General features: G+C 65.8%; 30 protein-coding genes and 3 pseudogenes. 12 read left to right on the forward strand and 21 right to left on the reverse strand.

Going from position 1 to position 25,209, the window contains the following annotated elements; all coding sequences use genetic code 11:
- Window positions 1-73 precede the first annotated feature (73 nt).
- A complete protein-coding gene (locus tag F790_RS0110795; protein ID WP_019589607.1) occupies window positions 74-1,165 on the forward strand; it encodes a hypothetical protein in 1,092 nt (363 codons plus the stop codon).
- 22 nt (window positions 1,166-1,187) lie between these two features.
- Here F790_RS0110795 and F790_RS0110800 read toward each other — a convergent pair whose 3' ends face one another.
- Window positions 1,188-1,721, reverse strand: a complete 534-nt coding sequence (locus F790_RS0110800; RefSeq protein ID WP_019569796.1) for a macro domain-containing protein — start codon at window positions 1,719-1,721, stop codon at window positions 1,188-1,190.
- A 383-nt stretch (window positions 1,722-2,104) separates the two neighbouring features.
- Here F790_RS0110800 and F790_RS0110805 point away from each other — a divergent pair, with 383 nt between their 5' ends.
- A complete protein-coding gene (locus tag F790_RS0110805) occupies window positions 2,105-2,557 on the forward strand; it encodes a DsrE family protein (RefSeq protein WP_026300869.1) in 453 nt (150 codons plus the stop codon).
- 247 nt (window positions 2,558-2,804) lie between these two features.
- Here F790_RS0110805 and F790_RS0110810 read toward each other — a convergent pair whose 3' ends face one another.
- Both F790_RS0110810 and F790_RS0110815 read right to left on the reverse strand, forming a co-directional pair.
- Window positions 2,805-3,752 (reverse strand): nitroreductase family protein, encoded by a 948-nt coding sequence (locus F790_RS0110810; protein ID WP_019591663.1) that lies wholly within the window; start codon window positions 3,750-3,752, stop codon window positions 2,805-2,807.
- A 4-nt stretch (window positions 3,753-3,756) separates the two neighbouring features.
- A complete protein-coding gene (locus F790_RS0110815; protein ID WP_019591664.1) occupies window positions 3,757-4,893 on the reverse strand; it encodes a glycerate kinase in 1,137 nt (378 codons plus the stop codon).
- Between the two features lie 104 nt (window positions 4,894-4,997).
- On the opposite strand from F790_RS0110815, the gene F790_RS14685 reads away from it, so the two are divergent.
- Both F790_RS14685 and F790_RS0110825 read left to right on the forward strand, forming a co-directional pair.
- A complete protein-coding gene (locus tag F790_RS14685; RefSeq protein WP_019591665.1) occupies window positions 4,998-5,150 on the forward strand; it encodes a hypothetical protein in 153 nt (50 codons plus the stop codon).
- A 51-nt stretch (window positions 5,151-5,201) separates the two neighbouring features.
- A complete protein-coding gene (locus F790_RS0110825) occupies window positions 5,202-5,966 on the forward strand; it encodes an SDR family NAD(P)-dependent oxidoreductase (protein ID WP_019591666.1) in 765 nt (254 codons plus the stop codon).
- Window positions 5,967-5,975: 9 nt separating this feature from the next.
- Here the strand turns inward: F790_RS0110825 and F790_RS0110830 are convergent, their stop codons facing one another.
- Window positions 5,976-6,308: a DUF3634 family protein gene (locus F790_RS0110830; RefSeq protein WP_019591667.1), complete on the reverse strand. Its 333-nt coding sequence runs from the start codon at window positions 6,306-6,308 to the stop codon at window positions 5,976-5,978.
- A gap of 121 nt (window positions 6,309-6,429) precedes the next feature.
- Between F790_RS0110830 and F790_RS0110835 the strand changes: the two genes are divergently transcribed.
- Window positions 6,430-6,639 (forward strand): DUF3185 family protein, encoded by a 210-nt coding sequence (locus F790_RS0110835; protein ID WP_019591668.1) that lies wholly within the window; start codon window positions 6,430-6,432, stop codon window positions 6,637-6,639.
- 21 nt (window positions 6,640-6,660) lie between these two features.
- On the opposite strand, the gene F790_RS0110840 is transcribed toward F790_RS0110835, so the two are convergent.
- The 4 genes and pseudogenes from F790_RS0110840 to F790_RS0110855 form a co-directional block, all read right to left on the reverse strand.
- The gene (locus F790_RS0110840; RefSeq protein ID WP_019022278.1) at window positions 6,661-6,903 is read right to left on the reverse strand and encodes a type II toxin-antitoxin system Phd/YefM family antitoxin; all 243 of its coding nucleotides are present in this window, start codon (window positions 6,901-6,903) and stop codon (window positions 6,661-6,663) included.
- Window positions 6,904-6,947: 44 nt separating this feature from the next.
- Window positions 6,948-7,088, reverse strand: a pseudogene (locus tag F790_RS14515) (efflux RND transporter permease subunit); the annotation flags it as partial.
- Between the two features lie 104 nt (window positions 7,089-7,192).
- Window positions 7,193-7,492 carry a type II toxin-antitoxin system RelE/ParE family toxin gene (locus F790_RS0110850; RefSeq protein ID WP_019591670.1) on the reverse strand — a complete coding sequence of 100 codons (300 nt, stop codon included), beginning with the start codon at window positions 7,490-7,492 and terminating at the stop codon, window positions 7,193-7,195.
- A 22-nt stretch (window positions 7,493-7,514) separates the two neighbouring features.
- Entirely contained in the window at window positions 7,515-7,769 is a 255-nt protein-coding gene (locus F790_RS0110855) for a YlcI/YnfO family protein (protein WP_019022276.1), read from the reverse strand.
- Between the two features lie 281 nt (window positions 7,770-8,050).
- On the opposite strand from F790_RS0110855, the gene F790_RS0110860 reads away from it, so the two are divergent.
- The 3 genes from F790_RS0110860 to F790_RS0110870 are packed head-to-tail and all read left to right on the forward strand — an operon-like array spanning window position 8,051 to window position 8,821.
- Window positions 8,051-8,290: a type II toxin-antitoxin system ParD family antitoxin gene (locus F790_RS0110860; RefSeq protein WP_038033287.1), complete on the forward strand. Its 240-nt coding sequence runs from the start codon at window positions 8,051-8,053 to the stop codon at window positions 8,288-8,290.
- A 4-nt stretch (window positions 8,291-8,294) separates the two neighbouring features.
- Entirely contained in the window at window positions 8,295-8,585 is a 291-nt protein-coding gene (locus tag F790_RS0110865) for a type II toxin-antitoxin system RelE/ParE family toxin (RefSeq protein ID WP_019022274.1), read from the forward strand.
- Window positions 8,564-8,821, forward strand: a complete 258-nt coding sequence (locus F790_RS0110870; RefSeq protein WP_081619215.1) for a Txe/YoeB family addiction module toxin — start codon at window positions 8,564-8,566, stop codon at window positions 8,819-8,821. Before F790_RS0110865 ends, F790_RS0110870 begins: the two co-directional genes overlap by 22 nt.
- Before the next feature lie 8 nt (window positions 8,822-8,829).
- Here F790_RS0110870 and F790_RS0110875 read toward each other — a convergent pair whose 3' ends face one another.
- Window positions 8,830-9,888, reverse strand: coding sequence for a nuclease-related domain-containing protein (locus F790_RS0110875; RefSeq protein ID WP_019591671.1), 1,059 nt, complete (start codon window positions 9,886-9,888; stop codon window positions 8,830-8,832).
- Window positions 9,889-10,035: 147 nt separating this feature from the next.
- Here F790_RS0110875 and csrA point away from each other — a divergent pair, with 147 nt between their 5' ends.
- Window positions 10,036-10,224: a carbon storage regulator CsrA gene (gene csrA, locus F790_RS0110880; protein ID WP_019591672.1), complete on the forward strand. Its 189-nt coding sequence runs from the start codon at window positions 10,036-10,038 to the stop codon at window positions 10,222-10,224.
- 181 nt (window positions 10,225-10,405) lie between these two features.
- Here csrA and F790_RS14285 read toward each other — a convergent pair whose 3' ends face one another.
- The 5 genes and pseudogenes from F790_RS14285 to F790_RS14690 form a co-directional block, all read right to left on the reverse strand.
- Window positions 10,406-10,705 carry a hypothetical protein gene (locus tag F790_RS14285; protein ID WP_231373456.1) on the reverse strand — a complete coding sequence of 100 codons (300 nt, stop codon included), beginning with the start codon at window positions 10,703-10,705 and terminating at the stop codon, window positions 10,406-10,408.
- A gap of 82 nt (window positions 10,706-10,787) precedes the next feature.
- Window positions 10,788-11,702, reverse strand: a complete 915-nt coding sequence (locus tag F790_RS0110885) for a hypothetical protein (RefSeq protein WP_019591673.1) — start codon at window positions 11,700-11,702, stop codon at window positions 10,788-10,790.
- A 356-nt stretch (window positions 11,703-12,058) separates the two neighbouring features.
- Window positions 12,059-13,066 carry a restriction endonuclease gene (locus F790_RS0110890; protein WP_026332933.1) on the reverse strand — a complete coding sequence of 336 codons (1,008 nt, stop codon included), beginning with the start codon at window positions 13,064-13,066 and terminating at the stop codon, window positions 12,059-12,061.
- A 204-nt stretch (window positions 13,067-13,270) separates the two neighbouring features.
- Window positions 13,271-14,008, reverse strand: a complete 738-nt coding sequence (locus F790_RS14520; protein ID WP_156001308.1) for a hypothetical protein — start codon at window positions 14,006-14,008, stop codon at window positions 13,271-13,273.
- Window positions 14,009-14,037: 29 nt separating this feature from the next.
- Window positions 14,038-14,525 (reverse strand): annotated as a pseudogene (locus tag F790_RS14690) (class I SAM-dependent DNA methyltransferase); the annotation flags it as partial.
- A 188-nt stretch (window positions 14,526-14,713) separates the two neighbouring features.
- On the opposite strand from F790_RS14690, the gene F790_RS0110900 reads away from it, so the two are divergent.
- Entirely contained in the window at window positions 14,714-15,082 is a 369-nt protein-coding gene (locus F790_RS0110900) for a nucleotide pyrophosphohydrolase (protein ID WP_019591675.1), read from the forward strand.
- A gap of 17 nt (window positions 15,083-15,099) precedes the next feature.
- Entirely contained in the window at window positions 15,100-17,508 is a 2,409-nt protein-coding gene (locus tag F790_RS0110905; RefSeq protein ID WP_019591676.1) for a DNA/RNA helicase domain-containing protein, read from the forward strand.
- A gap of 315 nt (window positions 17,509-17,823) precedes the next feature.
- Here the strand turns inward: F790_RS0110905 and corA are convergent, their stop codons facing one another.
- Window positions 17,824-18,900, reverse strand: coding sequence for a magnesium/cobalt transporter CorA (corA, locus tag F790_RS0110910; protein ID WP_019591677.1), 1,077 nt, complete (start codon window positions 18,898-18,900; stop codon window positions 17,824-17,826).
- A 254-nt stretch (window positions 18,901-19,154) separates the two neighbouring features.
- Here corA and F790_RS0110915 point away from each other — a divergent pair, with 254 nt between their 5' ends.
- Window positions 19,155-19,913, forward strand: coding sequence for a hypothetical protein (locus F790_RS0110915; RefSeq protein WP_019591678.1), 759 nt, complete (start codon window positions 19,155-19,157; stop codon window positions 19,911-19,913).
- 11 nt (window positions 19,914-19,924) lie between these two features.
- On the opposite strand, the gene F790_RS14290 is transcribed toward F790_RS0110915, so the two are convergent.
- The 6 genes and pseudogenes from F790_RS14290 to F790_RS14695 form a co-directional block, all read right to left on the reverse strand.
- The gene (locus F790_RS14290; RefSeq protein ID WP_081617446.1) at window positions 19,925-20,188 is read right to left on the reverse strand and encodes a DUF2442 domain-containing protein; all 264 of its coding nucleotides are present in this window, start codon (window positions 20,186-20,188) and stop codon (window positions 19,925-19,927) included.
- A complete protein-coding gene (locus tag F790_RS13855; protein ID WP_038036756.1) occupies window positions 20,148-20,387 on the reverse strand; it encodes a DUF4160 domain-containing protein in 240 nt (79 codons plus the stop codon). Before F790_RS13855 ends, F790_RS14290 begins: the two co-directional genes overlap by 41 nt.
- A gap of 54 nt (window positions 20,388-20,441) precedes the next feature.
- Window positions 20,442-21,386 (reverse strand): LysR family transcriptional regulator, encoded by a 945-nt coding sequence (locus F790_RS0110930; protein WP_019591680.1) that lies wholly within the window; start codon window positions 21,384-21,386, stop codon window positions 20,442-20,444.
- Between the two features lie 382 nt (window positions 21,387-21,768).
- Window positions 21,769-22,614: a hypothetical protein gene (locus tag F790_RS0110935; RefSeq protein WP_019591681.1), complete on the reverse strand. Its 846-nt coding sequence runs from the start codon at window positions 22,612-22,614 to the stop codon at window positions 21,769-21,771.
- 2 nt (window positions 22,615-22,616) lie between these two features.
- Window positions 22,617-24,728 (reverse strand): molybdopterin-dependent oxidoreductase, encoded by a 2,112-nt coding sequence (locus F790_RS0110940; protein WP_019591682.1) that lies wholly within the window; start codon window positions 24,726-24,728, stop codon window positions 22,617-22,619.
- A 264-nt stretch (window positions 24,729-24,992) separates the two neighbouring features.
- Window positions 24,993-25,209, reverse strand: a pseudogene (locus tag F790_RS14695) (hypothetical protein); the annotation flags it as partial.

The following is a 25,209-nucleotide window of genomic DNA, read 5'->3' on the forward strand; positions in this document are numbered from 1 at the left end:
CGCCATGCGGCTAAAGTTTGCCGCCCGCCAGCCGTTACCTCCGGGAAGTTGTGTACCCGGAGGGCCACCGCCCATGCGCATCGCAGAACATTCCCTGGAACTTTCAAGCCAGCGCGTCGCCTTCGAGGCCACGCACCGCTCGGCACGTGTCACCGCCACCCGCGCCGCCGCCGCGAACCTGCCAGCACCGCCGGCAGCCCCCGCAGCAATCGCGGCAACCGGCGAATCCCCCCGGGCCCTGCCATCGTTGTCAGCCCCGGCCGCCACCCCGCACACCGAAGCCCGCTCCACGGTCGGCGCGGCACCCGCGGATGCCGAACTCACCCCGCTGGACAACATGCGCATGGAGCTGCTGCGCCTGATCGTGGAACGCCTGACCGGCCGGGAGATCGAGGTCCTGGACCCGTCCGAGCTGCGCCCGGACCCGGCCGAGGATGCCGAGGCGGTCGAATTCTCGCCGCCCGCCGCTCACGCACGGGGACCGGCCCCGGTGGCCCGTGCCGGCATCGCCTGGTCGGTGGAGGAAACCCGTATCGAAGTCGAGCACACGTCCTTCGAGGCCCGGGGCATGGTGCGCACCGCCGACGGTCAGGCGATCGACATCGACCTCTCCGTCAGCATGAGCCGCGAGTTCATGCAGCACACCCGCGTCAGCGCCGGCATGGACGCCGAGCTGCACGATCCGCTGGTCATCAACTTCGATGCACCGGCGGCTGCCCTCACCGACACCCGTTTCGAGTTCGATCTGGATGCCGACGGTCACGAACAGCAGGTGGCCTTTCTGCAGCCCGGCAGCGGGTTCCTGGCCATCGACCGCTCCGGCAGCGGCAAGGTGGACGACGGCTCGGAGTTGTTCGGCCCGCTCACCGGCGACGGCTTTGCCGAGCTGCGCCGCCACGACCACGACGGCAACGGCTGGATCGACGCGGACGACCCGGTCTACGACCGCCTGCGCGTGTGGACGCGCGACGAACAGGGGCGCGACCAGCTACTCGCCCTGGGAGAGGTCGGGGTCGGCGCCATCTACCTGGGCCACGTCAGCACCCCGTTCGACCTGCGGCACAGCGGAGACAACACCCTGCTCGGCCAGGTCGAGTCCACCGGACTGTGGATCAACGAAGACGGGGAAACCGGCAGCGTCCAGCAGATCGACCTGACCGCCTGAGCGGGGAACCGCGGAGCCCGTATTACTCCGTCAGTTCCTTGAGGATGCGTGCGTGGATGTCGCGGTCCTCGTCCTTGCTCAGCACGAAGCGGATGTAGCGCACCGATTCCAGATGCGGGGTCCGGTGCACCACCGTCTCCAGGGCCACCCGCGCCGCGTCCTCGATGGGGTAGCCGAACGCCCCGGTGGACAGCGCCGGGAACGCGATGCTGAAGATCCCCGCCTCCTCGGCGCGCGCCAGGGCCTCGCGATAGCACGAGGCCAGCAGGCGACTGGCCGGTTCGTCACGCCCGTACACCGGCCCGAGGCAATGGATCACGTAACGGTTGCGCAGCCGGTGCCCGTCCGTCAGCACGGCCTGACCCGGTTCGATGGGGGCCAGCGCCTGGCATTCACGCTCCAGCTCCGGCCCTGCCGCATGATGGATGGCCCCGGCCACGCCCCCGCCCGGGCGCAGCCAGGCATTGGCCGCGTTGACGATGGCGTCCATGTCGTGCTGCTCGACGATGTTGCCGGTCACGCACTCGATCTTCACTCCCCGGACCACAACCTGCATCATTCTTCCCCCATCTTTCCCTGATCATTTCCGTCTCAAGCATAGGCCAGCCAACCGGCCCCGTACACGCCACCCCGGTCCCGTAGGAGGCCAGCCCCTGGCCGACCCGGCGCAGGAGATTCCCCGAACGCACAATCGGCCGGAGGGCCGGCCTCCTACCGGGGGCAGGGCCCCATCTGTCGTAGGAGGCCAGCCCCCTGGCCGACCCGTCCAGGCCACGGCCTTCATCATCATGAGCGAAAATTCTAATCTTTCATGCATGAGGAATATAACTTTTTTCACCCCGTCCCTTCCTGTACCAGGGCGCCAACATAAACAGCCCCCTGGCAAACGCGACAGGCACCCGTGGGTGCAAAAGAAAAATGACAAGAAGAGGTACGCTCATGAAAAACCGGATGATGATCCCGCTGGCTCTGTCCGCAGCCGCCGCTCTCGCAATGTCTGGTACGGCGCTCGCGAACGACAACGGTTATGGCACGCAAAAGGTCGTCTATCACGTCAATTACGACGACACCGACCGGTATATGGGGGCGATGGGCAACATTCAGAACCACATCAATGCTGTCGGCGCAGACAACATGGAGATCAAGGTAGTCATGCACGGGGACGGCCTCGGCCTGCTCGACACGGCCCGGAACCACGATGACCTGCGTGCCCGTGTGGACAACCTGAAACTCCAGGATGTCGAGTTCCAGGTCTGCGCCAACACGCTGGCCGGGCGCAATATCGATCTCCACGAAGATCTGTACGATGCTCGCGAGGCGGATATCATTCCGAGCGGTGTTGCCCACATCTCGCACCTGCAGAACAACGGCTATACCTACAGCCGGCCCTGAAACCATCCGGCCCGCCTCCGGCTGCACCACGGTCGGCCGGAGGCCTGATTCCTCCACGGGCGATTGCCCGCACGCACAATCGGCCGGAGGGCCGGCCTCCCACGGGGGCAAGTAGGAGGCCAGCCCCCTGGCCGACCCGACACCCCGCAGGGGGCCAGCCCCCTGGCCGACCCGACACCCCGCAGGAGGCCAGCCCCCTGGCCGACCCGACACCCCGTAGGAGGCCAGCCCCCTGGCCGATCCGGCGTCACGTCCGGAGCAACGATTCCACCGACCGCCGGGGCGTCGCCCGCGGCGTCCCGTCCGGGCGCCCCAGTGCGAACAGCAGCTGCGGATGCCCGCCACTCAGCGGCTCTGCCAGCTCCGCGCGTCGCTCCGGCAGCTGCAGCGGCTGATTCAGGTAGCGCGCGCAGAACCCGTGACGCGCGGCCTCCAGCAGCACCCGCTGCAGCCCCTGCCCGGCCGCCAGCGACTGCATCGGCCCGTCGATCCCCGTCCCCAGCGCCAGCAGGACCGGCGCCCGGCTCGCCACCCGAGCCTCGGCACGGGCCATCCGCCGGGGCGACACCAGCCGGCGCACCGCCCAGCGGGTCAGACCACCGGTCAGGCGACCCACCGGCAGCCCGTCGCCCGCGGCCGCCGGGCGCATCCAGTGCGCCAGCTCCGCCCGCCAGGCCGGGTTGCGCCACTGCTCACGCGTCGCCTCCCGCACCAGCCGTACGATCTCGCGACGCGGCTCCGTCCCGGTCACCGGCCGCAGCCAGACCCCCTCCTGGCGCGCCGCGGCGACCAGCGCATCCACCACCTCCGGCGGCACCGGGTCCGGGCGGAAACGTCCGCGCCACGAGCGGCGCTGCGGGATCCACTCCTTCAGTGGCGGCAGCGTCTGCAGATCGGCACCTGCATGCGAGGTATTCAGCAGGCGCACGTACGGTCCGGGACCGGCCTGTTCCGGGCGCGCGTTCAGCCCCCGGCCATCGGCCGCCGCAGCCACCCGCAGGTTCATCACCGCGCAGCCCACGCTGATCACCCGCTCGCGCCCGCCGGGGTCGGAGACCGGCAGGACCCGCTCCGGGTCGGTCCAGACCTCCACCCCATCACGCGCCACGCGGAACCGCCACGGCTGGCTGTTGTGCGACGACGGGGCCTGCGCGGCAAGCTCCAGCCAGTTCCGGATGACGGGGTCGAGATCCATGGGGTCAGGCCTCTTCGATCAGGGAACGGGTGCGCGCCGCGATGGCATCCGCCGGACGCGCCATGGCTTCTTCCAGGGTCAGACTCCCGTCACACAGGGCGCGCACGTCGGTCAGGCCCAGCGCGGCCAGTTCGTCCGCATCGGCGTCCACGGAACCGGCCACCGCCGCCACCGGCACGGCCAGCCCCCCGGCGCGACGCAACACCTCGGCCACCACCTTGCCATGCGCGGTCTGGCCATCCAGCCGGCCCTCGCCGGTGATCACCCGGTCCGCCCCACGCATCGCCGCATCCAGACCGATCAGGTCGGCCACGTACATCGCCCCCATGCGCGCGGTCCCGCCCAGCACGCAGCCCAGCGCGAAGCCCAGCCCGCCGGCCGCCCCGGCACCCGGTGCATCCACCGGCCGCTGCAGCCATCCGGCGGCCTCGATGACCCCCGCCAGGCGCTGCATGCAGGCATCCATCGCCGCGACGTCGTCCACCGCCAGGCCCTTCTGCGGTCCGAACACCGCCGCCGCCCCCTGCGGGCCGATCAGCGGGTTGTCCACGTCGCTCAGCAGCGTGATATCGACCTCGCCCAGGCGCGGATCCAGCTCCGCGAAATCGGCCTGCACGAGGGCCCCCAGCGCCGCCGGATGCGGCGCCAGCGCACATCCGTCCGCATCCCGGAACCGCACGCCCAGTGCTGCCAGCAGGCCCGCGCCCCCGTCCACCGTGCCACTGCCGCCCAGGCCCACCAGCAGATGCCGCGCCCCCGCATCCAGAGCCGCGCGCATCAGTTCGCCCACGCCCCGGGTATCCAGCCGCCAGGGATCGCGGCGCCCCGCGGGGATCCGGTCGAGACCGCAGGCCGCGGCGACGTCCAGCACCGCCCGACGACCCTGCGGGTCCAGCCCCCAGCCAGCCTGCAGCGCGGTTCCGTCGGGGCCGGTGACCTGCGCATGGCGCCATTCCCAGCCCGCTGCCCGGCTCACCCGCCACGCCGTGCCCTCGCCCCCATCGGCCATCGGCAGCGCGTGCACGCGGGCATCCGGCCGCGCCGCACGCACCCCGCGCACCATCGCCGCGGCCACCTCCTCGGCCGCCAGACTGCCCTTGAAACTGTCCGGGCACACCACCACCCGCAGCGGCTCCGCCAAGCTCCCCTCCCGGGTCTCCGACCCGTCACGTCCGTCCGTTGCCACACCCCTCATTATGGACGATGGCGCAACGAACCTTCGCCCGGCCCACGGCTCGAACGTACATGGACATCCCGCTGCTGATCATCGGCCTGCTGCTGCTCGCCACCCTCGCGGCCTTTTTCACCGGCGTGCTGCCGTATCCCGTCGGATGGATCATCCTCGGCGGCGCGTTCATTGGCCGGCTGCTGCATCTGCGAACCCGCGGCGGAAGCTGATACGTTGGTCCCATCGAATTCACCACACGGTTAACGACACGGAGAAGTGAAATGAACGGTCTGGAAGGCAAGGTCATCGCCATCACCGGCGGCGCCGGGGGCATCGGCGAGAGCACGGCGCGCAAGCTTTATGAACAGGGCGCCAGCCTGGTCATCACCGACCGCGAGGCGGGCCCGGTGGAAGACATCGCCCGCTCGCTCGGCGAGCGCGCGGTGGGCCTGGCAGTGGACGTGACCCGGCGCGAGGACAACGAGCGCATGGTCGCCACCGCCCTGGATCGTTTCGGCCGCCTCGATGGCGTGTTCCTCAACGCCGGGATCGAGGGCGAGATCGGTCCGTTCGACAGCCGCACCGATGCCGCCTGGGACAAGGTCTTCGCCGTCAACGTGCAGGGCGTGCGCCTGGGTGCGGAGGCGGCCCTGCCGGCACTGCGCCGGGGCAACGGCGGCAGCATCGTCATCACCTCCAGCGTGGCCGGACTGCGCGGCTTCGGCGGTCTCTCGCCGTACGTATCCAGCAAGCATGCGGTGGTGGGCATGATGAAGTGCCTGGCCGCCGAACTCGGGCCGGAGAACATCCGCGTCAACACGCTCAACCCGGGTCCGGTCGCCAACCGCATGATGGAATCCATCGAGGAACAGGCGAACCCCGGCCACGCCGACGAGGTGCACCAGTCGTTCGAGGCGCGCATCCCGCTGGGGCGCTACGTCAACAACGAGGAATGCGCCGGCATGGCCGCGTTCCTGCTGTCCGACGCCGCCTCCGGCTGCACCGGCAACACCTACGTCGTCGACGGCGGCCTCTGCGCGCAGTAGCCCGGGACCCTACCCCGTCGCGCGCATGCCGCCGCCCCCGCCACCGCCCGGTGGCGGGGTCCAGACGTTGCGAAAGGCCTGGTGGGTGTTCTGCGGGAGATCGCGCGAGAAGCGCAGCCGAACGCCTCCGTCCGTGCGTACCGCATGGATCCGCCCGCGCTTGAGACGGTACTGGCGGGCCACGTCCTCGCAGCCGCGCAGGAACGCCCTCGGCGGCTTGCCGCGCCGCACCCGGGCCGTTCCGTCACGCAGCTCCACCGTAAACACCAGCCGTGCGTGCCACAGCATCAGCGCGACCCCCAGGGCCAGCACGGCGAACATGAACAGCAACGTCAGCAACATGATGGATACGCCACGGGCGTGGAACACGTGCCCATTGTAGCCCGATGCGGCCTACCGCACGCTGCGAACGCGCCAATCCGTGCTAGCGTCAGGGGATCACTCGCCAACCGAGGCATGCAACATGCACTGGACCCGGATTCTGGGGCTCGCCCTTCTGGCAGGAGGGATCATCCTCCTGGTCATGGGCTTCAACGCCACCGAAAGCCTGACCGAGGAGCTGCACCAGGAATTCACCGGCCGCTACACCGATGACACGCGCCTGTACCTGATCCTTGGCGGGATAATGACCGTCGTCGGCCCCGTCCTGGCGATCTTCGGCGTGCGCCGCTGAGGTCGCCAACCAGCTTCCATGTCACCAATCCAGCTCCTCGTCGCATTCATCCGCCGGGGTCTCCATCCCCTCGCGGATCGACTCGCGCATACCCGGCACCGATAGCAGGTACAGGGTCTCCTGAATGGCCGACCAGTCCGACTCGGATAGCAGGACTGCGTTGTTCCGTTTGCCAGTGATCACGATTGGCTCATGGGATTCCGCCGTTTCGTCGATCAACCGGTAGAGGTTGCTGCGCGCCTCTGTAGCCGTATTCCCCGTCATGGCGCACCTCGCGCGTGTGTGGGCTCCGATTAAGAGTACGCCTTGACGTACGTCCCGCAAACCGTACGCTTGATCTCCGCGCCTTCGCCGAGGCCGATCGCCAGCGGCAACATGCCGAGCACCGTGGTCAGGTTGGTCATCAGGATCGGACGCAGGCGCAGCGCGCCGGCCTCCACCACCGCCCGTTCCCCACCGCGGGCTTGGGGCCCGACCACCGCAGGAGGCCAGCCCCCTGGCCGATCAGGTGCGTCCAGGTCCCCATCGCCCAGAGGGCTGGGCTCCCACGTGTTTAGAAATAGTCGTCCTCGCGCTGGTGCCGGAACGCCAGCAGGGTGACCGTCTCGGCATCGTCGATTTCGAACAGGGCGACATAACCCGAGCGGCCAAACGGGATCAGGAGTTCGCGGATGCGGGGGTAGGAGGCGTCGAGCATGCGGCAGCTCAGCGGAAAGCGCTCCAGTAGCGACACCGCCTCGCCGATGGCGGTTCGGGCATGGGCCGCGGCTGCCGGGTCGCTCTCCGCGAGGAACGCGACAAGCCGCAGGAGATCTTCGCGTGCCTGCGCTGTAAATCGTACCGAGTAACTCATCCTTGAGGCTCCAGCGAGTCGGCTACTGCTTGCTTAACAGACGGTCGAGATCGTCGAGCACCGATTGGGCCGGGAAGTACTCATCCGTTTCCCGGGCGCGGCGCGCGGATTCCAGACCGCGCGCCAGAAACTCGGCCCGCGCCTGTCGGCGGTCAATCTCGTGGCGAACGGCATCCTCGATAAAGGCCGACAGCGTTTCTCCCTCGCCAAGGGCCTGCTCCACCTGATGCCGAAAACCATCGCTGACCCGCAGGGCCGGTAACGTCGTGTTTTTCATACCGCGTCTCCGCAAGAACCTCCTCGGAGTGTATCGCAAATGCAATACAGCGCCCATCGGTGGACCCGTCCGCGCCGCTCGACGCAGCCTGACCCGGCTGATGGGCCACGGGTAACCACTCTGGCCTGTGTCCGTCATTGCGAGGCCTCGCAGAGGCCGCGGCAATCGACCGTCGCTCGGTACCGTTGGTGGCCCTTGTGACCGACCGCAATGATCGACGATCCGGGCTTGCTGGCCTATACTTATGGCAAAGATTGCCAAACCGAGACGCGGAGGCCTCCATGGCCACAATGAACATTTCGCTACCCGATCCCATGAAATCCTGGGTAGAAGAACAGGCGCAATCCGGCCAATACAGCAACAGCAGTGATTACGTGCGAGACCTGATCCGCCGCGACCGGGAGCGGGCGCTGAAGATCGCGCACCTGCAGGCGCTCGCCACGGAAGGCCTGGAAAGCGGCCGTGGTGAGCGAACGATGGAAGAGCTGAAGTCAGCCGCCAGGAGCGACCCCGAAGACTAACAGCATGCGATATGCCCTGACCTGCAAGGCGGAAGACGACGTCATCGAGATCTTCCGCAGTAGCGTCGAGCAATTCGGCCTGCAACAGGCAGAGCGCTACCACAGCCTGCTGGCTGCAACCTTCGAGTTTCTGGCGGAAAACCCTCGTGCAGCGCGTGAGCGTAAGGAAATCTCACCACCCGTTCGGGTTCACCCCGTCGGCGCACACATCGTGCTGTTCCAGATCGAAGGTGATGAAATCCTGATCATCCGTGTTCGCCACGCGCACGAGGACTGGGAGGGAGACGAGCCGTAGGCAATGCGGTAACGCTCCGGGAGCGCGACCCAAGGCTGCATCGAACCCTGCGCCGGATCCTGAAGGAAATGCTCCGCAACGACCCGGCCACCGGAACCGGGAAGCCGGAACCCCTCCGGCATTCGCTCTCGGGCTTCTGGTCCCGGCGCCTGTCCGCCCGGGACCGACTGATCTACCGCTTCGACGATCAAGCCATCTACATCTTCGCGATCGGCGGCCTTTACGACACGCTGTGATCCGGGCTTCAGGTACTCGCCGCCTCGGGCTGCCGGAACACCACCCATTCGTGTGCACAGTCCTGGCAGGCAGAAGTGTAGGTCGGCCCGGATTTGGTCACGCGAACCTTGCGCGACTCGCATGCCGGACATGGCCTTTTCATGGACGTATTCGTGCCGCAGGCCCCGCAGCGTACGTAATAACCGTATTTGCCGTACATGCCATTCAGGTTCTGCAGCTCGCCGCAGTTCTTGCAGGCAACCGCGCCATCCGTGGTCGCCGCCGACGAGGCGGCCGGCTGCGAATCCGTCGTCTCGGCTTGGGCCTGCTGCGGCTGAGGTTGCGCCTCTGGCTGCGGTGCGGGCCGGGACGCCGGCTCCGCCTCAGGTGCGGCCTGAGGGGCGGGCCCGGCCGAAGCCGGCGCCTCCCGCACCTCCGCAGCCGTCGCGCCCGTGTCCCCCAAATGGTTCTGCATCAGAAAATCGCCGATCCCCTCGATCTCCTTCTGGCTGAACCGCGGCCTCGCGGTCAGCAGGCCCTTCGCCCGCGAACCCACCAGTTCCCGCACCTTGTCGGCCACAAATTCGCTCTTCACCACGCGGTCGGCAATATCCCGGGGCATTTCGTCCCGGTGCAGGATCGCACTGCTGGAAACCGCGCAAAGCGTTCGCCAGTCCCGGCCGCCAATCTGCGTCTGCATCCCCAGAAGCTTGCCGAGGAACTGCTCCACGTTCTCTCGCAGAAGATCCTTTACCAGCGCCTCCTGCAACTCCGCCTGGCGCACCGGCGACGGCATCCCGTACCACTCACCACGGTAACTGCGCGACCACTCCCCGTGGCCGTTCACCTTCACCTCGCCGTAAATGCTCTTGGACTCGATCACGACCAGGCCGTACGGATGGACCACCAGGTGGTCGACCTGCGCCCGCTCCCCGTTGTGTTCGACCCGCAGGTCGTTGATGACCCGAACGCTCTCGTCATCGGCAAACTCGCGCCGCAGGTAGAACGCCACGTCCTGCTCCTGCTGGTGACCGGCCTTCGACCGCACGTCCTGCCCGCTCGTACCGTCCTTCTCCTTGAGAATCATCCCGCCTCCTTTGTACGCCAAAACCCGACCTATCGTAATGGTGCAGTCCAGCCACCACCAACGGACGCGCCATCCACAGCACCATTGACTCGACCCGCACGCCGGCCTACTTTAGTCTTTTCCACATAGACCAAGCGGTTTTGATCCATGCTCGTACTCTCACGCACCGAAGGCGAAAGCCTGCAGATTGGCGAAGACATCGTCGTAACCGTGCTGCAAAGCAAGGGAAACCAGGTCCGGCTGGGTATCGCCGCCCCCGAGGACGTGGACATCGTCCGGGAAGAGATCGCCGACGAGCCCCACCCTGCGGAAGGCACGTCGGATCGGAGGGATTAAGCCAGACGGTCGCGCTGGGACTGACTTGGACCTGCGCATGCCCCATGGGTACCCATACGGCCGACAGGACAGGCGGGCGGCCTACACGCTCCTATGGAGCACCCACCGCTCCGGCGAACACTTTGTAATGGAAAAACGAAGGACCGGGGAAAGTCCGAACAAGAAACGCTCTACACAACCTTTACAACTGTTTCGGCCACTGCTCGGGGCGCGGCGTCACAAACGGCTTGCACTGGCTCCGATCCCTCGTAAAGCGGGAACCATCCCAGACATGAACCGCGCGCGGCACCCGAACACCCTTCTCCATAGGCGCCAGCCGATACACCGCGCAATTCCTTTCATCAAAGCCCTGGAAGACGAAAGCCGCTTCACGTCCGCCAAATGGCCCGTAGCTATACCCGTGCACTTCGAATGGCTCTTGGCGCACCAGGCATCCGGAAAGAAGAAGAGCCAACGCAACGAGGATCGCGTTGAATTTCACTGATAACGCTCTCGGTTCAGGATACTTAACAAAGCCCAACCCTCGCGCGTTGACTCCATCACACTAAGACAGCCGCCCTGGCCTAGTCGAAAACGACCGCCTCGAGCCGTTCCGAAACCTCCTCAGCGAGCGGACCGAAATCAATCACACCGTTCTCTGCAGGCGGAGCCGGCAAGATTGCAACTCCCTCCACCTTGGACCCATCTCGATAGGGGAAGGTCTCTATGTACACCCGAACATCCATGTCATCCACCGGCATCAGAAAACGATCCGCATTAAAGCCGGACACGTCCTCGTTGTGATGGTTCGGCCTGAACGAGTACGCATCAAGCAGGCGGCGGAAGTTCGCGTAAACCGTGTCCGGGTCATAGGGGTTGTCAATCTCGAACCGATAGAACACCAGACCACTGGAGAGCATGGTCCGCAGCTCATCCTCATCGTAAGGGGGGACAGCCATGCGACCAATTGCACCCTGCCGATAGGTCTCCGCACTTACAGCCTGGAAAGACACTTCCTGGAAATCTTCCTTATCCTGGGTCGAGTAATCGATAGCGTACTGGATACCCGATCCCGCGCGACCATTGTCATTCCGACGATGGACCACAAAAGACGTGTCATCAATATCTTCCAGCCACAGACGCTGGCGGAAGGAATCGCGAACACGTACGTCGATATGGAGCAGCGACAGCTCCCCAAAACCCACCGCGCGCGTCCGGATCTCATCAGGGCCATCATCGAACATACCCAGAATCCCATCCGAACCATCAACGCCGAGATACCGATCCGGGTCTGCGTACCGCGCCAGGTTGAACGGGTCCCCCGCCTCCGGCACAAAATCAACGTCATCCGGGATCCGGTAGGTCACCGGTTCCATCGAGACAGACTCGACCGACTCGGATCCACCACCCTGGGAGGAAGGCGTGGAGGCCAGACAGCCGGTTAACACGGGAAGGGAAATGGCTGCCACCACGGGCAGAATCACTCCGTTTTTGATCATATTCGTTATAGCCTTATCGTCACCAATTGTTGTTATTGCGCCATTCTCAGTAGACACATCATATGTAGAACCGAGAAAAGCGTCCGCGAGGGTAAAGGGCGGAAATCAGCCGGTCAATCTGGCGGGCACAGGCCTAGTATGTTACAGGGAGAACTAATCCAGAGTGCCTCACTGAAAGACGCGTCTATGTGTTCTCATGCCCGCGATCCAGGCTGCATCGAGCCCCGCGACAAATCCTCAATGAGATGCACCGGAACGCTCCGGCCTCGGAACCCAGGAAGCCGCCCCCTTCCGCATAGGCTCTACGGCCACCTCCCTCGCCCTCGCCGCAGCTCACCCGCTCGCGTTCCCGCCGGTCACGCGGGCCAGAACAGGCGTGTCAGTGGTACCAGCGCGCGGGTTTCCGAATCGGCGTGGTCGTAGTGTTCCATCAGGGCGATGACCAGGCCGTTGAGGTCCATCAGCATGAGCGGGATCTTCGCCCGATCCGCCTCGTAGCGGGCTTCTTTGGTGAAGCCCCCGGTGCTCACGTAAAGCCCCTTGTCGTCGCCGTGACGCCCGCCCAGGAAGCTGCGCACCTCCTGCGCGCCCATGGCCGTATGCGGACGGTGTTTCACCTCGACCACGATGCGCGGCGACTCGAACCCGAAGCCATCGGGGGAGGCGATCACGTCCACGCCCCGATCCGGCCCCGGTGAAGACTCTCGCGTCTTGTAGCCCATCGCACGTAGCAGGCCGGCCACCAGGCTCTGCATTTCCCAGGCATCCAGACGGCTCACCCGGTCCTTGATGATCTCCACCGCCTCTTCGCGGTAGCGTTTCAGCAGGGCTTCCTCGTCCTCGCCGTCATCCTGCTCCTCTGCCGGGACTGGCGCGGTCGCTTGCCCGCTCACCAGGGCCTCGATCTCCTGCCTGACCGCATCCGAGAGCCGGAACAGCGTGAGGGTAGATCCGAGTGAATTCCGCGCAGCGAGCGACAGGCGGTCTCGATCGAGCTCCGCCTGCCACTCCACGGCGCGCAGGTTTTCGCAGGGCGGCAGCACTGCCGTGTCGTGCCGATATGCGCCTGTGATCGTGCCAACGTGATAGATCCGCCGACTGGAGTCGTACATCAGCACCCTGTCTCCTGCGGCCATCTCGTCCCGAAACCGGATCAGTTGGCTCGCCGCGCTCATGCGCCGACCATCGGGCCAGTCCGGAAAACGTGAGCGGTATTCTTGTACCAGCGATGCCTTGTCCGCGAAGGCAGACAGGTCGCCGACCTCCTCCCAGCCAATGCCGACATGCCCCTTTTCTCGAAATTCATCGGCCTGCCGCCCTCCCTGGCCCGCACGCACCATCCACATATTCGCTTCAGGCTCCATGCGCCCAGCGCAATAATCAGTTGCCGGGAATGCGTCGCCACCCATTGTTGACAAGGCGGCGATCTCGCGGTAACCTGAGATTGCAGATTTGCCCAATCACGACGATCCTTAGCTCTAGGTTAAGGTAGTGTGCGGGCAAATTTTTCTCCCGACTCCCCCTCCGTTTTTCTCCTAACTCCCCGTCCCCGTTGCTTTAGCCTTTGGTCAAAGGTATTTTGACATTTGCGTGCCGCTCAAGGGCGTATATCTTCGAAAAATGCGATGTTTGAGATCATTTCGATGCTTATGGTCGAGCTTGTTAGCTAGCGCGCTACGCGTAGATGACACCGACTTTTTCTCATCCAAATATTCGACCATGGCGTGAATCACGATTGTATATTTAACGAATTCACGCCTGAACTCTTTATCCTCGAACGCTCTAACAAACAGCATATTCACGCCGTCTAAAGTTTCGGCAAAAAATGGGTCTTTTTGAACTATTTTCGCAAACCTGTAATACGACACGCCCTCTTTTAACCCAAGTTCGTCCGAAAATGCATCCCCTACGAGACGTTGATAGGATCGGGGTACGATCGATACCTTAATAGCCTCAAGACAGTCCAAGAATCGCAACAGACTCTTACCTTCCTGAGTCTGGCTCAGATTGTAAGAAAGGATGTTTTTTCGTATGGCGCTCGTGTGAGCCCAGAAGCGCGCCCATAAATAGACATCATATAGCTGATCTGGATTGCTGATTGAGTCAACGGTCTCCGGACGCCCTTCGTTGCGTTTGAAGTCTTCTTTAGCATGGTGATATGTGCGACCCACAAGCTCGTCAGACACCCTGACAAGCGGGTAAAGCAGATCGTCAACGGTTAACTTTCTTATTTTTCTTGAGTCAATAAAGTCTTTGGCCCAATAAGATACCACTTGCAGAAAATAGCCAATGACCATAGAAATCATGGCTATTACGGCGGAGATTATCGATCCGTTCATATCAGGCGCCAGTGGTTGTTGTCGGTTGTGGCCTGGCCGAGGATTTGGAGGGCGGCGAGGACCTGGGTGATGACTTCGTTGGTTTGCGCTTGAAGTGGCTGGCCGGGGCGTCCGGGGTTTGGGGGCCGATGGCAAGGAGGCGGCGGACGGCTTCGACCTGGTCGGGCATGGATTTGGGCCAGGTGGGCTTTTTGGCCGGTTCGGTCGGGGTCTCGGCGGCGGCCTCGGGTTTGGCCTCCAGTGTGGCGGTGGTCTGGGTTGCTTCGGGGGCCTGGTAGTCGGGGCGCAGCCAGCGGACGTGGCCCTGGGCTTCTTCGGCGGCGCGTTCGGCGTCGAGCGCGACGAGGCGGCTGAGGAGTTCTTCTTCGGCTTCGGACTGGTCGGCGGGCTTGTCCGGCAGCGGGGTGGTGGCGCCGGGGCGGCCGACGAGGCGGTCGGCGAGGTCGTTCCATCCGTAGGCGTCGAAGACGGCGCGGTCGAGGTCGAAAGCGCGGTTTGAAAGCACCATTGGAGCAGCCCTTCCGTTGTCTGCGGTCGTGGTTTTTGTCCGTCGAGGGAAACCATAGCAATTTTGAGCGTATGCTGCGGCGGGTACCGCTGGTTTGGCGGTATTTGGAGCTGGCGGAGTCCGGTACGATGCCGGCAGGCAAGAACGGAACAGGCGAGGGATCGATGAGTACGGAGTCACGAAACCCAACGGAGCTGGATGATCTGGCGGGCCGCCTGGAGGCGTTCGTTCGGGAGCGCGACTGGGAGCAGTTTCATTCGCCGAAGAACCTGTCGATGGCGCTTGCGGGCGAGGCGGGAGAATTGATCGAGCACTTCCAGTGGCTGACGGAGGAACGGTCTCGTGAGCTGTCGGATGCAGAGCGGGAGGCCGTTCAGGCGGAAATCGCGGACGTGCAGATCTATCTGCTGTTGCTGGCGCGGGGGCTGGGAATCGACGTGGTTCAGGCAGCGAACGAAAAGCTGAACGTGAACGAGCAGAAGTATCCGGTCGACAAGGCGCGCGGCAGTGCGCGCAAGTACACGGATCTGTAGCCAAAAGGCAAGTCACGATGCTGATCTATACCGCTGACAAGCGCCGTTTCGTCGAGCATGTCCAGCACAACCAGATCGAGGATCGCATCCTGGCCGGGATGCTGGGTGCCGGCAAGGGCAAGCCCTCGCCCAACGAGATCACTTCGTGGCGCAACTCGATGCAGTACATGGAGAACGTGCTCAGCGCATCGGGGATCCCGGATGATGCCGGTGTCGCCATCGAGTACATGATCCCGCAGACCTCGAAGCGGGTGGACTTCATCCTGACCGGACGCAACGACGATGGCCGGGATACGGCGGTGATCGTCGAACTGAAGCAGTGGGAGCAGGTCGAGGCGACCGAGAAGGACGCGATCGTGCGCACCTTCGTGGGCGGCAAGGAACGCGAGGTGACGCATCCCTCCTACCAGGCGTGGTCGTATGCGGCGCTGCTGGAGGACTACAACGAGACCGTGCAGACCGACGGTATCGGGCTGCACCCCTGTGCCTATCTCCACAACAGCGTGTCGGGCGCGATTTCCGATGCGCGGTACCACGAGCACCTGGAGCGCGCGCCGGCCTTTCTGAAAGCGGATGCCGAAAAGCTCGCCCGTTTTCTCGGCCAGCATGTGCGCAAGGGGGATACCAACGACATCCTCTACCGGGTCGAGCATGGCCGGATTCGCCCCTCGAAGTCGCTCGCGGACCATCTGGCATCGCTGCTCGAGGGGAACGCCGAGTTCGTGATGGTCGACGACCAGAAGCTGGTCTTCGAAAGCGCGCTGGAGCTTTCCGACATTGCCGAGGGACACGGCAAGCAGGTGCTGATCGTGGAGGGCGGGCCGGGGACCGGAAAATCGGTAGTGGCCGTGAACCTGCTTGGAGAGCTGACCCGCCGCGAAAAGGTTGCACAGTATGTGACCCGCAATGCAGCCCCACGGGCGGTCTATGAGGCCAGGTTGACCGGCACCATGAAAAAGAGCCGGATCAGCAACCTGTTCCGTAGCTCCGGTGCATTTCACGAAACCGACACGAACACCTTCGACACCCTGCTGGTGGACGAGGCACACCGCCTGAACGAGAAGTCGGGGATCTTCCAGAACCTGGGCGAGAACCAGACCAAGGAGATCATTAACGCGGCGCGTACGGCGGTGTTCTTCCTGGACGAGGATCAGCGGATTCACTGGAAGGACACCGGGTCACGGGAGGAGATCGAGCGCTGGGCACGGGCGGCGGGCGCTACCGTGCACTACGCCGAGCTGCGCTCGCAGTTCCGTTGTGCCGGCTCCGACGGCTACCTGGCCTGGCTTGATCAGGCGCTGCAGATTCGCGAGACGGCAAACGAGGATCTGGATGAACTGGATTATTCGGTCGAGGTAGTCGACTCGCCGACCGCCATGCGCGACCGGATCTTCGCGCTGAACGTGCACGCCAACCGTGCACGGATGCTCGCGGGCTACTGCTGGGACTGGGAGAGCAAGAAGGATGGACAGGCCATGGACATCCGCTTTCCCGAACACAACTTCGCCATGCAGTGGAACCTCGACAAGGACGGTTCCACCTGGATGATCCAGCCGGACTCGGTCCACCAGATCGGCTGTATCCATACCAGTCAGGGGCTGGAGCTGGACTATGTGGGCGTAATCATCGGGCCCGACCTGATCGTGCGGGACGGCAAGGTAATCACGGTGCCCGAAGCGCGTTCGAAGAATGACGCCTCCATCAAGGGCTACAAGAAGGCCCTGAAGGAGGATCCGGACGCGGCCCGCGCCAAGGCCGACCGGATCATCAAGAACACCTATCGCACGCTGATGAGTCGCGGGATGAAGGGATGCCTCATCTGGTCGGCGGATGCGGAGACGCGCGCCTATTTCCGCGCGCTGATCGGCCAGCACACGCCCGAGCCGCAGTTTGCCCCGGCGGAGGCCGCACCGGCGGATGTCCTGCCGTTCGAGAAGATGGCGCCGGAGGACGTCGAGCCATTCGTGAATGCATTGCCGGTGGTGCCGATCAAGGCGGCGGCGGGCAGTTTCAGTGACCTTCAGACCGTGGACCAGAACCCGGATGCATTCGACTGGGTCATGCCCCCGGACTTCATTACACCCCAACCGGGGATGTTCATCGCCCAGGTGGTCGGCGAGTCAATGAACCGCCGTATCGCGAACGGGGCATGGTGTCTGTTCCGGGCGCCGGGCGGCGGAACGCGCGAAGGCAAGATCGTGCTGGTGCAGCACCGCGACATCAATGACCCGGACACCGGCGCCAGCTTCACCATCAAGCGCTATCACAGCGAGAAGACGGCGGACCCGGACACTGAGTGGCGCCACCAGCGAATCATCCTGAAACCGGATTCCAGCGTCCCCGGCTACGAGCCCATCATCCTGGAAGAGGACAGCCTGTCCGAGCTGGTCGTGGTCGGCGAGTACGTCGCCCAACTGGAACATTGACGGAGCGCCCGATCGGCCAGAGGGCTGGCCTCCTGCCCCCTCAATATTGGCTCTGTGTTGAAGGTGGTTATCCCAACCCCGAGAACATAACCCACGCTTTCGAGGTCGGGCAGGTCAATCCATCATGTCTACGGGGCGTCGGATCGGCCAGGGGGTTGGCCTCCTGCGACGGATGGGGCCCTGCCCCCGGTAGGAGGCCGGCCCTCCGGCCGATTGTGCGTTCGGGGAATCTCCTGGGCCGGGTCGGCCAGGGGGCTGGCCTCCTGCGCGCGGGGGCGGTGGGAGGCCGACCCTCCGGCCTATCCGTGCCGGGTGTTACAACCAGCCGCGGCGGCGGAAGAAATAGAGCATGCCGGCGACCACGCCGAGCATGACGAGCCAGACCACGGGGTAACCGTAGTAGGTGTAGAGCTCGGGCATCGACCACGGGCTGTCGGGGTGGTCGAAGTTCATGCCGTAGATCCCCACCACGAACGTGAGCGGGATGAAGATGGTGGCGATGATGGTGAGCACGCGCATCACGTCGTTGGAGCGCTGGTTGATCGCGGACATGTAGGCCTCGATCAGGGTGGCGGCCATTTCGCGGTAGGACTCCAGCAGATCCACGATCTGGATGGCGTGGTCGTGCACGTCGCGCAGGTACGGAAACAGCTCGACGGTAAACGGTTCCAGGTCGTCGCGCATCAGCCGCGCCACCACGTCGCGGGCAGGCCAGAGCTGGCGACGCAGCACCAGGAGTTCCCGGCGCAGCCGGTGGATCTCGGCCAGGGTGCTGGCGTCGGGCCGCTCGAGTACCTCGTCTTCGAGGCGTTCCAGCCACTCGCTGATCTCTTCCAGCACCGGGAAGCCCTGGTCCACCACGGCGTCCATCAGCGCGTAGGCCAGGTACGCGGCGCCCAGGCGGTTGAAGTTGCGGTTGGCGCTGCGCATGCGATCGCGCACGGGCTCGAAGGGATCCTGCTCGCCACCGTGGATGCTGATGATCAGGCCGGGGGCCACGAACAGGCTGAACTGGTGGAGTTCGATGCGGCCTTGTTCATGCCGGGGGTGGCTCAGGATGACCATCAGCGCGTTGTCGAAGAAATCGACCTTGGGGCGCTGGCCCTGGTGACGAATGTCTTCCAGCACCAGCGGATGCAGACCGAAGGCATTGCCCAGGGCACGGAGCTGCTCGGGCCCCGGCATACCCTGCAGGTGCAGCCACATGAAACCCTCGCCGGTGTCACCCGCACCTCCGGACAGGATCCGGTCGGCATCGAGCTCCGTCAGCCGCTCATGGCCGTAATGCCATGCACAAGCCCGGGCGCCCTCGCCCACGTCTTCGCGTGCATGGGCCCCGTGGCCGGGTGCCGCGCCGGGCTCGGGGTAGGTTTTCTCGAACAGCCGGCTCATGACGCCTCCCGCAGAAATGGGCCTCGAGTATAGCCCGTGCGCGCCCCCGCCCGTGGGAGCGTGCTCGCACGCGAACCCATTCGCGGCCAGGGCCCGGCGCAGCCGTTCGGCGATCTGGCAGGCCTCTTCGGCATCGGCGCCGGGCAACAGGACCGGGCATTGCACCCCATGCATTCATGCGGGGCACGGCGAGCGTGCCGTGCCTATACTCGGGCTGAATGCACAGCCCTCCGCAATCCAGGAAGGAGATCAGCATGGCCAGGCGTGGTTACGGGCCGGCGGCCCAGTGGCAACCGAACGACCCCTCACCGAACGCGGCTTCCGGGGTTGCCGAAGCGCCCTCGGGGCCCGGATCCCCGCCGCCGGGAGAGGAAAGCCCGGTAGAGGGGCAGCTGGAGTTCGTGAAGATCTCGCCGCTCAAGCGGCTGCCGTTTTTTGGCGAAAAGACCCGCAGCATCGCGGAACTGCGCCAGGCCGGGACGCCGATCGCCCGGCTGCGTCGGCCCTCGGACGGGCTCGCGGCCTGGTTCGGCAGGCCGGAGCTGCATTTCGCCACCACGCGCATGCGCCTGGCCGACCCGCCGGACGCGGGGTTCTTCCAGCAGATTCAGCGCAATGTCGGCTTCTTCGGGATGCCGCAGCGCCAGGAGGTCTGGCGCGCCGGCGCGGGCACGGTCACGCAGATCGAGGAGACCAGCACCGACCGCAAGACGCTCAGCGGGCTGTTCAGCTATCGCGACGATGACTACCAGCTCAACGGCGAACGCACCGACCGGCGCGGGCTGTTCAGCTATACCCTGCGCGACAACCGCGACATGGTCGCCACCTTCCGGCCCAAGCAGGAAACCGGCCTGACCGGCGGCTGGTTCGTCGAGGTCATCCATCCGCGTCCGGTCGGGGCCATCGCCATTGCCTGCCATATGGCCATGTGGCTGGAACAAAGCACCGGCGACTCGAGCGTCGCCGCCGGAGGGGCCGCAGGAGGCGGTGGTGGCGGTGGTGGCGGCTGCTGACCCCGCGCCGATCAGCCGGTCGCCCTGTTCGGAAACCGCTCCGGGTGCTCAATGATCTCCTGCGTCAGGTCGACATCAATATCGGGCCAGTAGAAATGTCCCGGGGATGGTTCTTCGACATTCACGATGGCCCTGACCGGCTGGTCACGGAACCAGGGGAATTCGTCGTAGGGCATGAACAGTTCCTGGCCTCGCACGAGCAGCCAGAGACCATGCCCCGAAATGTTCGTGACCTCAACTTCCGAAATAGCGTTGCCATGCGCTGACAAGCTCATGATGGTGCTCCTCGATCAGCCACTCGATCTCTTTCAGCTGCGCCCGGTTGTATCGCCATGACTGCGCCAGCTGTAGTTCCGGTTCCAGCCAGAATTTTGCTTCGCCCTCCGCCGGAACCACATGGACGTGCTTGCGCGTTTCTTCTCGCGAGAAGAAAAAGAATCGATACCCCTTCTCTCTGAATACGGTTGGACTCATCGTTGGTATCAGACTTGGCTTCGAGGGTAGCAGTATAGTCGAGACACGTCCCTTTCAGCCGCGGCGCACGGAGGCCTGGTGGAGTTCGTCACGGGCGATGCCGACGAAGTCCTGCATGAAGGCGAGGCCTTCGTCTTCGCGGCGGATGGCCAGGCGCAGGGTGCTCCACAGGCCATCGGGGCCCATGCGCAGACGCGAGATGGCGGAACGCCCTGGGCCACGCGAGCCGGTGCCCGCGCCCTGCATCTGCGCCTCCAGTTCCGGCAGGGCCCACTCCGGTAGCGAGGCCACGCCGCGCCCGCTGGCGACCAGCTGCAGCAGCATGGCCGTCACCTCGGTGGTCCGTCGGGGCAGCGAGATGCCCGCCGGGTGCAGGAAGTGCCGGCAGATATCCAGGCGCTCCTCCTCCACCGGGTAGGTGATCAGGGTCTCGCCCTGGAGGTCGGCGGGCTCCACGTAGCTCGCCCCTTCCAGACGATGACCGCGCGGCACGATCAGCAGGTTCTCGTACTCCAGGAGGTCCAGCGCGATCAGCTCCGGGTCCTCCACCGGATCCGGCGATACCGCCGCGTCGACCTCGCGTTCGCGCAGGGCATCCAAGGCATCAAAGCCATGGCTCAGGCTCAGGTCCAGCTCCACCTCGGGCCAGTGTTCGCGGAAGGCCGCCAGCGAGGGCATCAGCCACTGGAAGCAACTGTGGCATTCCAGCGCGAGGTACAGCCGCCCGCCGCGGCCGTCGCGGATGCGGGCGATGTCGCGCTCGGCCGCGGCCACCTCCGGCAGCACGCGCTCGGCGGCCTGCACCAGGCGCGTGCCCGCCGGCGACAGCCGCACCGGCGAGCTGCGCCGTTCGAACAGCACCACGTCCATGCGCTCTTCCAGCTGCCGCAGCTGGTGCGACAGCGCCGACTGGGTCACGCAAAGCGACTCGGCCGCCGCCGTCACGCTGCCCAGGCGCACGATCTCGTGCAGTGCCCGCAAATGCCGGATCTCCAGCATGCCGCCCTCCCTCATGAGTCCGATTCACATACTACGTGACAAAAACTTGTTTTACTCATGCGTGGACAGGGTAGAAACTAACCCTCGTGCTCACCCGCCGTGGCGCCTTCATCGGGGCACCGGGGCGGCAGAGCCTGCCACGCGGCTGACATGCTGCTGTATCTGCGTGACATCTCCGTTGGACCGGCACGTCGGGGTGGTGTCCCGACACGCCGCGGGAAGGGAGTCCCCCGCCGCATCGACGCTTTTTCTTGGCTGGGTGTCGATGCGGCTTTTTTGTGCGCGCTCTCCCCCCGGCACCGCTGCCCCGTGGGAGCCTGCTTGCAGGCGAAAGGGCCTTGTTCGCTTGTAGGAGCGCACCCCTCTGCGCGATCCGGCGTTTCTATTCGGGGCCGGGCTGGCCGGTGAGGCGGCGGTAGAGGGCGAAGCCGGCGTCGCGGTCGGCGCTGCGCAGGATGGCGGATCGGCCCGGGGTCGAGGGATCGGGCTTCAGGTCGACACCGGTATCTTCGGCGGCGCGGAAATCGGCGTCGGTCAGTTCGACCTCGCCGAAGACCGAGATGATGTAGCCACCGGGGATCGGCGGGGGTGGCGTGAACGACTCGCCGTCCGCCAGCGCGACCCAGGCCGGGATGAAGGCCGGGCCGTAGAAGTCGAAGAAGCCGTTGGAGCCGCGCAGATGGGCCTCGATCGGCCGGCCGCCGATCAGCTCGATGTTGCAGATGCCGCTGTAACCGGTCAGGTTGCGCCGCACCCAGTCGGCGATCCACGGCTCCACTTCGGGCACGGCGGCGCCCACCTCCCAGTAGATCGGGCGCGCGGCGTCCTTTTCGTCCGAGCCGCGGGTGTGGGCGAACCAGCGCACCTCGCCGTTCTCCACCAGGCAGTCGGTGCTGGTGTGGGCTCCCTCCAGGCGCTGGCACCAGAAACTGCCGGGCTCGGCCGGCACCTCGCCAGCGGACAGGGCGCGGGCATCCAGCCCCATGCCGGCGAGGTTGGTGATCGGCTTCACGAACACAGTGTCCGCCGCGTCCAGCCCCAGGTCCGTGGGCGCGACCCCGCAGGGCGCGGCGGTCAGCCCCGCATCCAGGGCCAGGCGCAGCTTGTCGTAGACATGCCGATGCGCCGGATTCAAGCGCCAGGCGGCAGCATCCGACACCGCCACCTCGCGCCGTGGCTCGGGCCGGAAGATATGCCGGCGCTCGGGCAGGACGCCAACGAACGGCAAGGTCAGCCCGCCTCCGGCAGGCGTTCTTCGTGCCCGGCGCGCAGGCGTTCCACCTCGCACAGCAGCGATTTGAACGCGGGGAAGCCACTGATCGGGTCGAGGTTGCGGTCGTCGGTCAGCTCGTTGATGTTGGCGTGGTTCCAGCCGTGCTGGCAGTGCGCCACGCCGGGCTTGATGCGGTCGGTGACCTTCGCCACGAAGGCGACCCGCCCGCGCGGCGAGCGCACCTCCACGGTGTCGCCGTCGGCGATGCCGCGCGCCGCGGCGTCCTGCGGATGCAGCTCCACCAGCGGCTCCGGCATCGCCCGACGCATGCGCTCCAGATACTGGTGCTGCGAGTGGGTGGCGTGCTTGTGGCGCGCGCCGCTGGTCAGCACCAGCGGATAGTCGCGCGCCAGCTCCGGCGTGGACAGCGGGCTCTCGGCCGGCTCGCGCCAGACCGGCAGGCCGTCGTGCCCGGCCGCGCGCAGCTCGGCGGCGTCGAATTCCACCTTGCCGCTGACCGTGCGGAAGCCATGCAGCCGGTACTGGCGGTCGCCCTCCTCGAAGCCGTGCTCGACCAGGTCGTCCAGCGCCTTGGCGAATACGGTCACCCCGTCCGGGTCGTTGTACACCTGCTCGCGGATGGTCTCGGGGATGCCCTCGGCGGCCTCGGCCCAGCTGGCCTCCAGGTCGCCGTCCCAGAACTGCTCGCCCATGCCCAGGCGCACGCCCAGCTCGAGGAACACCTCGGCGTCGGCGCGTGCCTCGCCGCGCGGGGCCACCGCCTGATGCCGGTAACGCAGCTCGCCGCGGAAGTTGCAGCCGGGATAGGCGATCAGCGCCGGGCGCTCCAGGCTGGTGGCGGCCGGCAGCACGATGTCCGCCATATGCGTGGCCGGGTTGTGGAAGAAGTCCGACACGGCGAAGAAATCCAGCGCCCCCAGCGCCTGTTCCATGCGCTTCGAGTTCGGCCACATCGCGGTGTTGATGCCCATCGCCAGCAGCGAGCGTACCCGTTGCGGCCGGCCATCGAGGATCGCGTCCGGCAGCAGCATGCTCTGCGCCGCCGGCCAGTGCGCCGTCCACACCGGGAAGGTCTCGTCGCCGATGCGCGGCGGTAGGTTTTCCTTGCAGTGGTCGAACAGGTCGATCGGCTTCGGCGTGACCTTGTCGTTGAAGAAGCGGTTGCCGCCCTCGCGGTCGATATTGCCGGTGACCGCCGCCAGCAGGGTCACCGCGCGGTGATTCTGGAAGCCGTTGGAGTGCTGCACGGTGGCGGTGGGCGAGAGCATGATCTGCGCCGGGCTACGGGTCGCGTAGAGCTCGGCGGCGCGCTGCAGGTCGGCCTCCTCGATGCCGCAGATCGCCGCCACCCGCTCCGGCGGGAATTCGGCCACGTATTCGCGGAACGCCTCCACCCCGTTGCCCCATTCGTCGAGGAAGGCCTGGTCCTGCCAGCCGTTCTCGAAGATCAGGTGGTGCATGCCCAGCGCCAGCGCCCCGTCGGTGCCCGGACGGATCTGCAGGTGCACCTCGGCCTGCTCCGCCAGCGGCGTCACCCGCGGGTCGACCACCACGGTGGCGCAGCCGGGGCGCGCCGCGGCCAGCGCATGCTGATGGAACAGCGGGATGGAGCCGCGCGGGTTGGTCGACCACACCAGCAGGCAGCGGGTCGCATCCGAGGCCACGGTGGAGGAGGTCTTGATCTTGGTGCCGAAGGTCACTTCCTCCGCCACCTTGGTGGAGGAGAAGCAGCAACCGCTCTCGGTCAGGTAATTGGGCGAGCCGAAGGCATGCGCCAGGCGCTGCAGCTGCGGCCGAGCCTCCTTGGTGTAGCCGGCGAAGAAGGCCGCCGCCGGGGCGCCGTGCTCCTCGCGGGTCGCGCGCAGGCGCTCGGCGATGGTGTCCAGTGCCTCGTCCCAGGAGATGCGCTCGAACTCGCCGCTGCCGCGCGGTCCGGTGCGCCGCAGCGGGTACAGCAGGCGTTCCGGGTGGTTGCGGCGATCCAGCTGGACGTAACAGCGCGGACAGTCAGGGCCGTCGATCTTCACCGGCTCGCCGGCGTTGTCCAGGGTCACGTCGATCGCGCAGTTGGCGTCGCATTCGTAGCAGGTGCTTTTCACGGTCGCCATGGGGTCGGCTTACCTCGCGCGGGCATTCGGTCGATGTATCCCGATTATGCGCACGGAGCCCGCCGCCCTCGAACAACGTCATGCGCCCCGGGGCATTGCCCCCGCGTAGGAGGCCAGCCCCCTGGCCGATGGGGGCCCGACGCCCCACCCGGCCAAATCGGCCGGAGGGCCGGCCTCCTACCGCCCCCCCGCGTAGGAGGCCAGCCCCCTGGCCGATCCGGCGTCGAACATGATCGGCCGGAGGGCCGGCCTCCTACGGGCGGGTTACCGGGATTCGTCGTCGGGATCGGGGAAATCGAATTCCCAGTCATCCTCGTCCTTTTCCGAGGCCTGCGGGATTTCCGCCTCGTCGGAGGAATCGTCGAACGCCGGTTCTTCGTCCGAGCCGGGTTCCGGCTCGGGTTCCGGCTCGGGTTCCGGCTCGGGTTCCGGCTCGGGTTCCGGCTCGGGTTCCGGCTCGGGTTCCGGCTCGGGTTCCGGC

The organism is Thioalkalivibrio sp. ALE20, assembly GCF_000381405.1.
Lineage (GTDB): Bacteria > Pseudomonadota > Gammaproteobacteria > Ectothiorhodospirales > Ectothiorhodospiraceae > Thioalkalivibrio.

Bases quoted from the DNA above. Each gene is read 5' to 3' on its own strand.
- F790_RS0110795 (WP_019589607.1), top strand. From the start codon at position 74: ATGCGCATCGCAGAACATTCCCTGGAACTTTCAAGCCAGCGCGTCGCC.
- F790_RS0110800 (WP_019569796.1), bottom strand. From the start codon at position 1,721: ATGCAGGTTGTGGTCCGGGGAGTGAAGATCGAGTGCGTGACCGGCAAC.
- F790_RS0110805 (WP_026300869.1), top strand. From the start codon at position 2,105: ATGAAAAACCGGATGATGATCCCGCTGGCTCTGTCCGCAGCCGCCGCT.
- F790_RS0110810 (WP_019591663.1), bottom strand. From the start codon at position 3,752: ATGGATCTCGACCCCGTCATCCGGAACTGGCTGGAGCTTGCCGCGCAG.
- F790_RS14685 (WP_019591665.1), top strand. From the start codon at position 4,998: ATGGACATCCCGCTGCTGATCATCGGCCTGCTGCTGCTCGCCACCCTC.
- F790_RS0110825 (WP_019591666.1), top strand. From the start codon at position 5,202: ATGAACGGTCTGGAAGGCAAGGTCATCGCCATCACCGGCGGCGCCGGG.
- F790_RS0110830 (WP_019591667.1), bottom strand. From the start codon at position 6,308: ATGTTGCTGACGTTGCTGTTCATGTTCGCCGTGCTGGCCCTGGGGGTC.
- F790_RS0110835 (WP_019591668.1), top strand. From the start codon at position 6,430: ATGCACTGGACCCGGATTCTGGGGCTCGCCCTTCTGGCAGGAGGGATC.
- F790_RS0110840 (WP_019022278.1), bottom strand. From the start codon at position 6,903: ATGACGGGGAATACGGCTACAGAGGCGCGCAGCAACCTCTACCGGTTG.
- F790_RS0110850 (WP_019591670.1), bottom strand. From the start codon at position 7,492: ATGAGTTACTCGGTACGATTTACAGCGCAGGCACGCGAAGATCTCCTG.
- F790_RS0110855 (WP_019022276.1), bottom strand. From the start codon at position 7,769: ATGAAAAACACGACGTTACCGGCCCTGCGGGTCAGCGATGGTTTTCGG.
- F790_RS0110860 (WP_038033287.1), top strand. From the start codon at position 8,051: ATGGCCACAATGAACATTTCGCTACCCGATCCCATGAAATCCTGGGTA.
- F790_RS0110865 (WP_019022274.1), top strand. From the start codon at position 8,295: ATGCGATATGCCCTGACCTGCAAGGCGGAAGACGACGTCATCGAGATC.
- F790_RS0110875 (WP_019591671.1), bottom strand. From the start codon at position 9,888: ATGATTCTCAAGGAGAAGGACGGTACGAGCGGGCAGGACGTGCGGTCG.
- csrA (WP_019591672.1), top strand. From the start codon at position 10,036: ATGCTCGTACTCTCACGCACCGAAGGCGAAAGCCTGCAGATTGGCGAA.
- F790_RS0110885 (WP_019591673.1), bottom strand. From the start codon at position 11,702: ATGATCAAAAACGGAGTGATTCTGCCCGTGGTGGCAGCCATTTCCCTT.
- F790_RS0110890 (WP_026332933.1), bottom strand. From the start codon at position 13,066: ATGGAGCCTGAAGCGAATATGTGGATGGTGCGTGCGGGCCAGGGAGGG.
- F790_RS14520 (WP_156001308.1), bottom strand. From the start codon at position 14,008: ATGATTTCTATGGTCATTGGCTATTTTCTGCAAGTGGTATCTTATTGG.
- F790_RS0110900 (WP_019591675.1), top strand. From the start codon at position 14,714: ATGAGTACGGAGTCACGAAACCCAACGGAGCTGGATGATCTGGCGGGC.
- F790_RS0110905 (WP_019591676.1), top strand. From the start codon at position 15,100: ATGCTGATCTATACCGCTGACAAGCGCCGTTTCGTCGAGCATGTCCAG.
- corA (WP_019591677.1), bottom strand. From the start codon at position 18,900: ATGAGCCGGCTGTTCGAGAAAACCTACCCCGAGCCCGGCGCGGCACCC.
- F790_RS0110915 (WP_019591678.1), top strand. From the start codon at position 19,155: ATGGCCAGGCGTGGTTACGGGCCGGCGGCCCAGTGGCAACCGAACGAC.
- F790_RS14290 (WP_081617446.1), bottom strand. From the start codon at position 20,188: ATGAGCTTGTCAGCGCATGGCAACGCTATTTCGGAAGTTGAGGTCACG.
- F790_RS13855 (WP_038036756.1), bottom strand. From the start codon at position 20,387: ATGAGTCCAACCGTATTCAGAGAGAAGGGGTATCGATTCTTTTTCTTC.
- F790_RS0110930 (WP_019591680.1), bottom strand. From the start codon at position 21,386: ATGCTGGAGATCCGGCATTTGCGGGCACTGCACGAGATCGTGCGCCTG.
- F790_RS0110940 (WP_019591682.1), bottom strand. From the start codon at position 24,728: ATGGCGACCGTGAAAAGCACCTGCTACGAATGCGACGCCAACTGCGCG.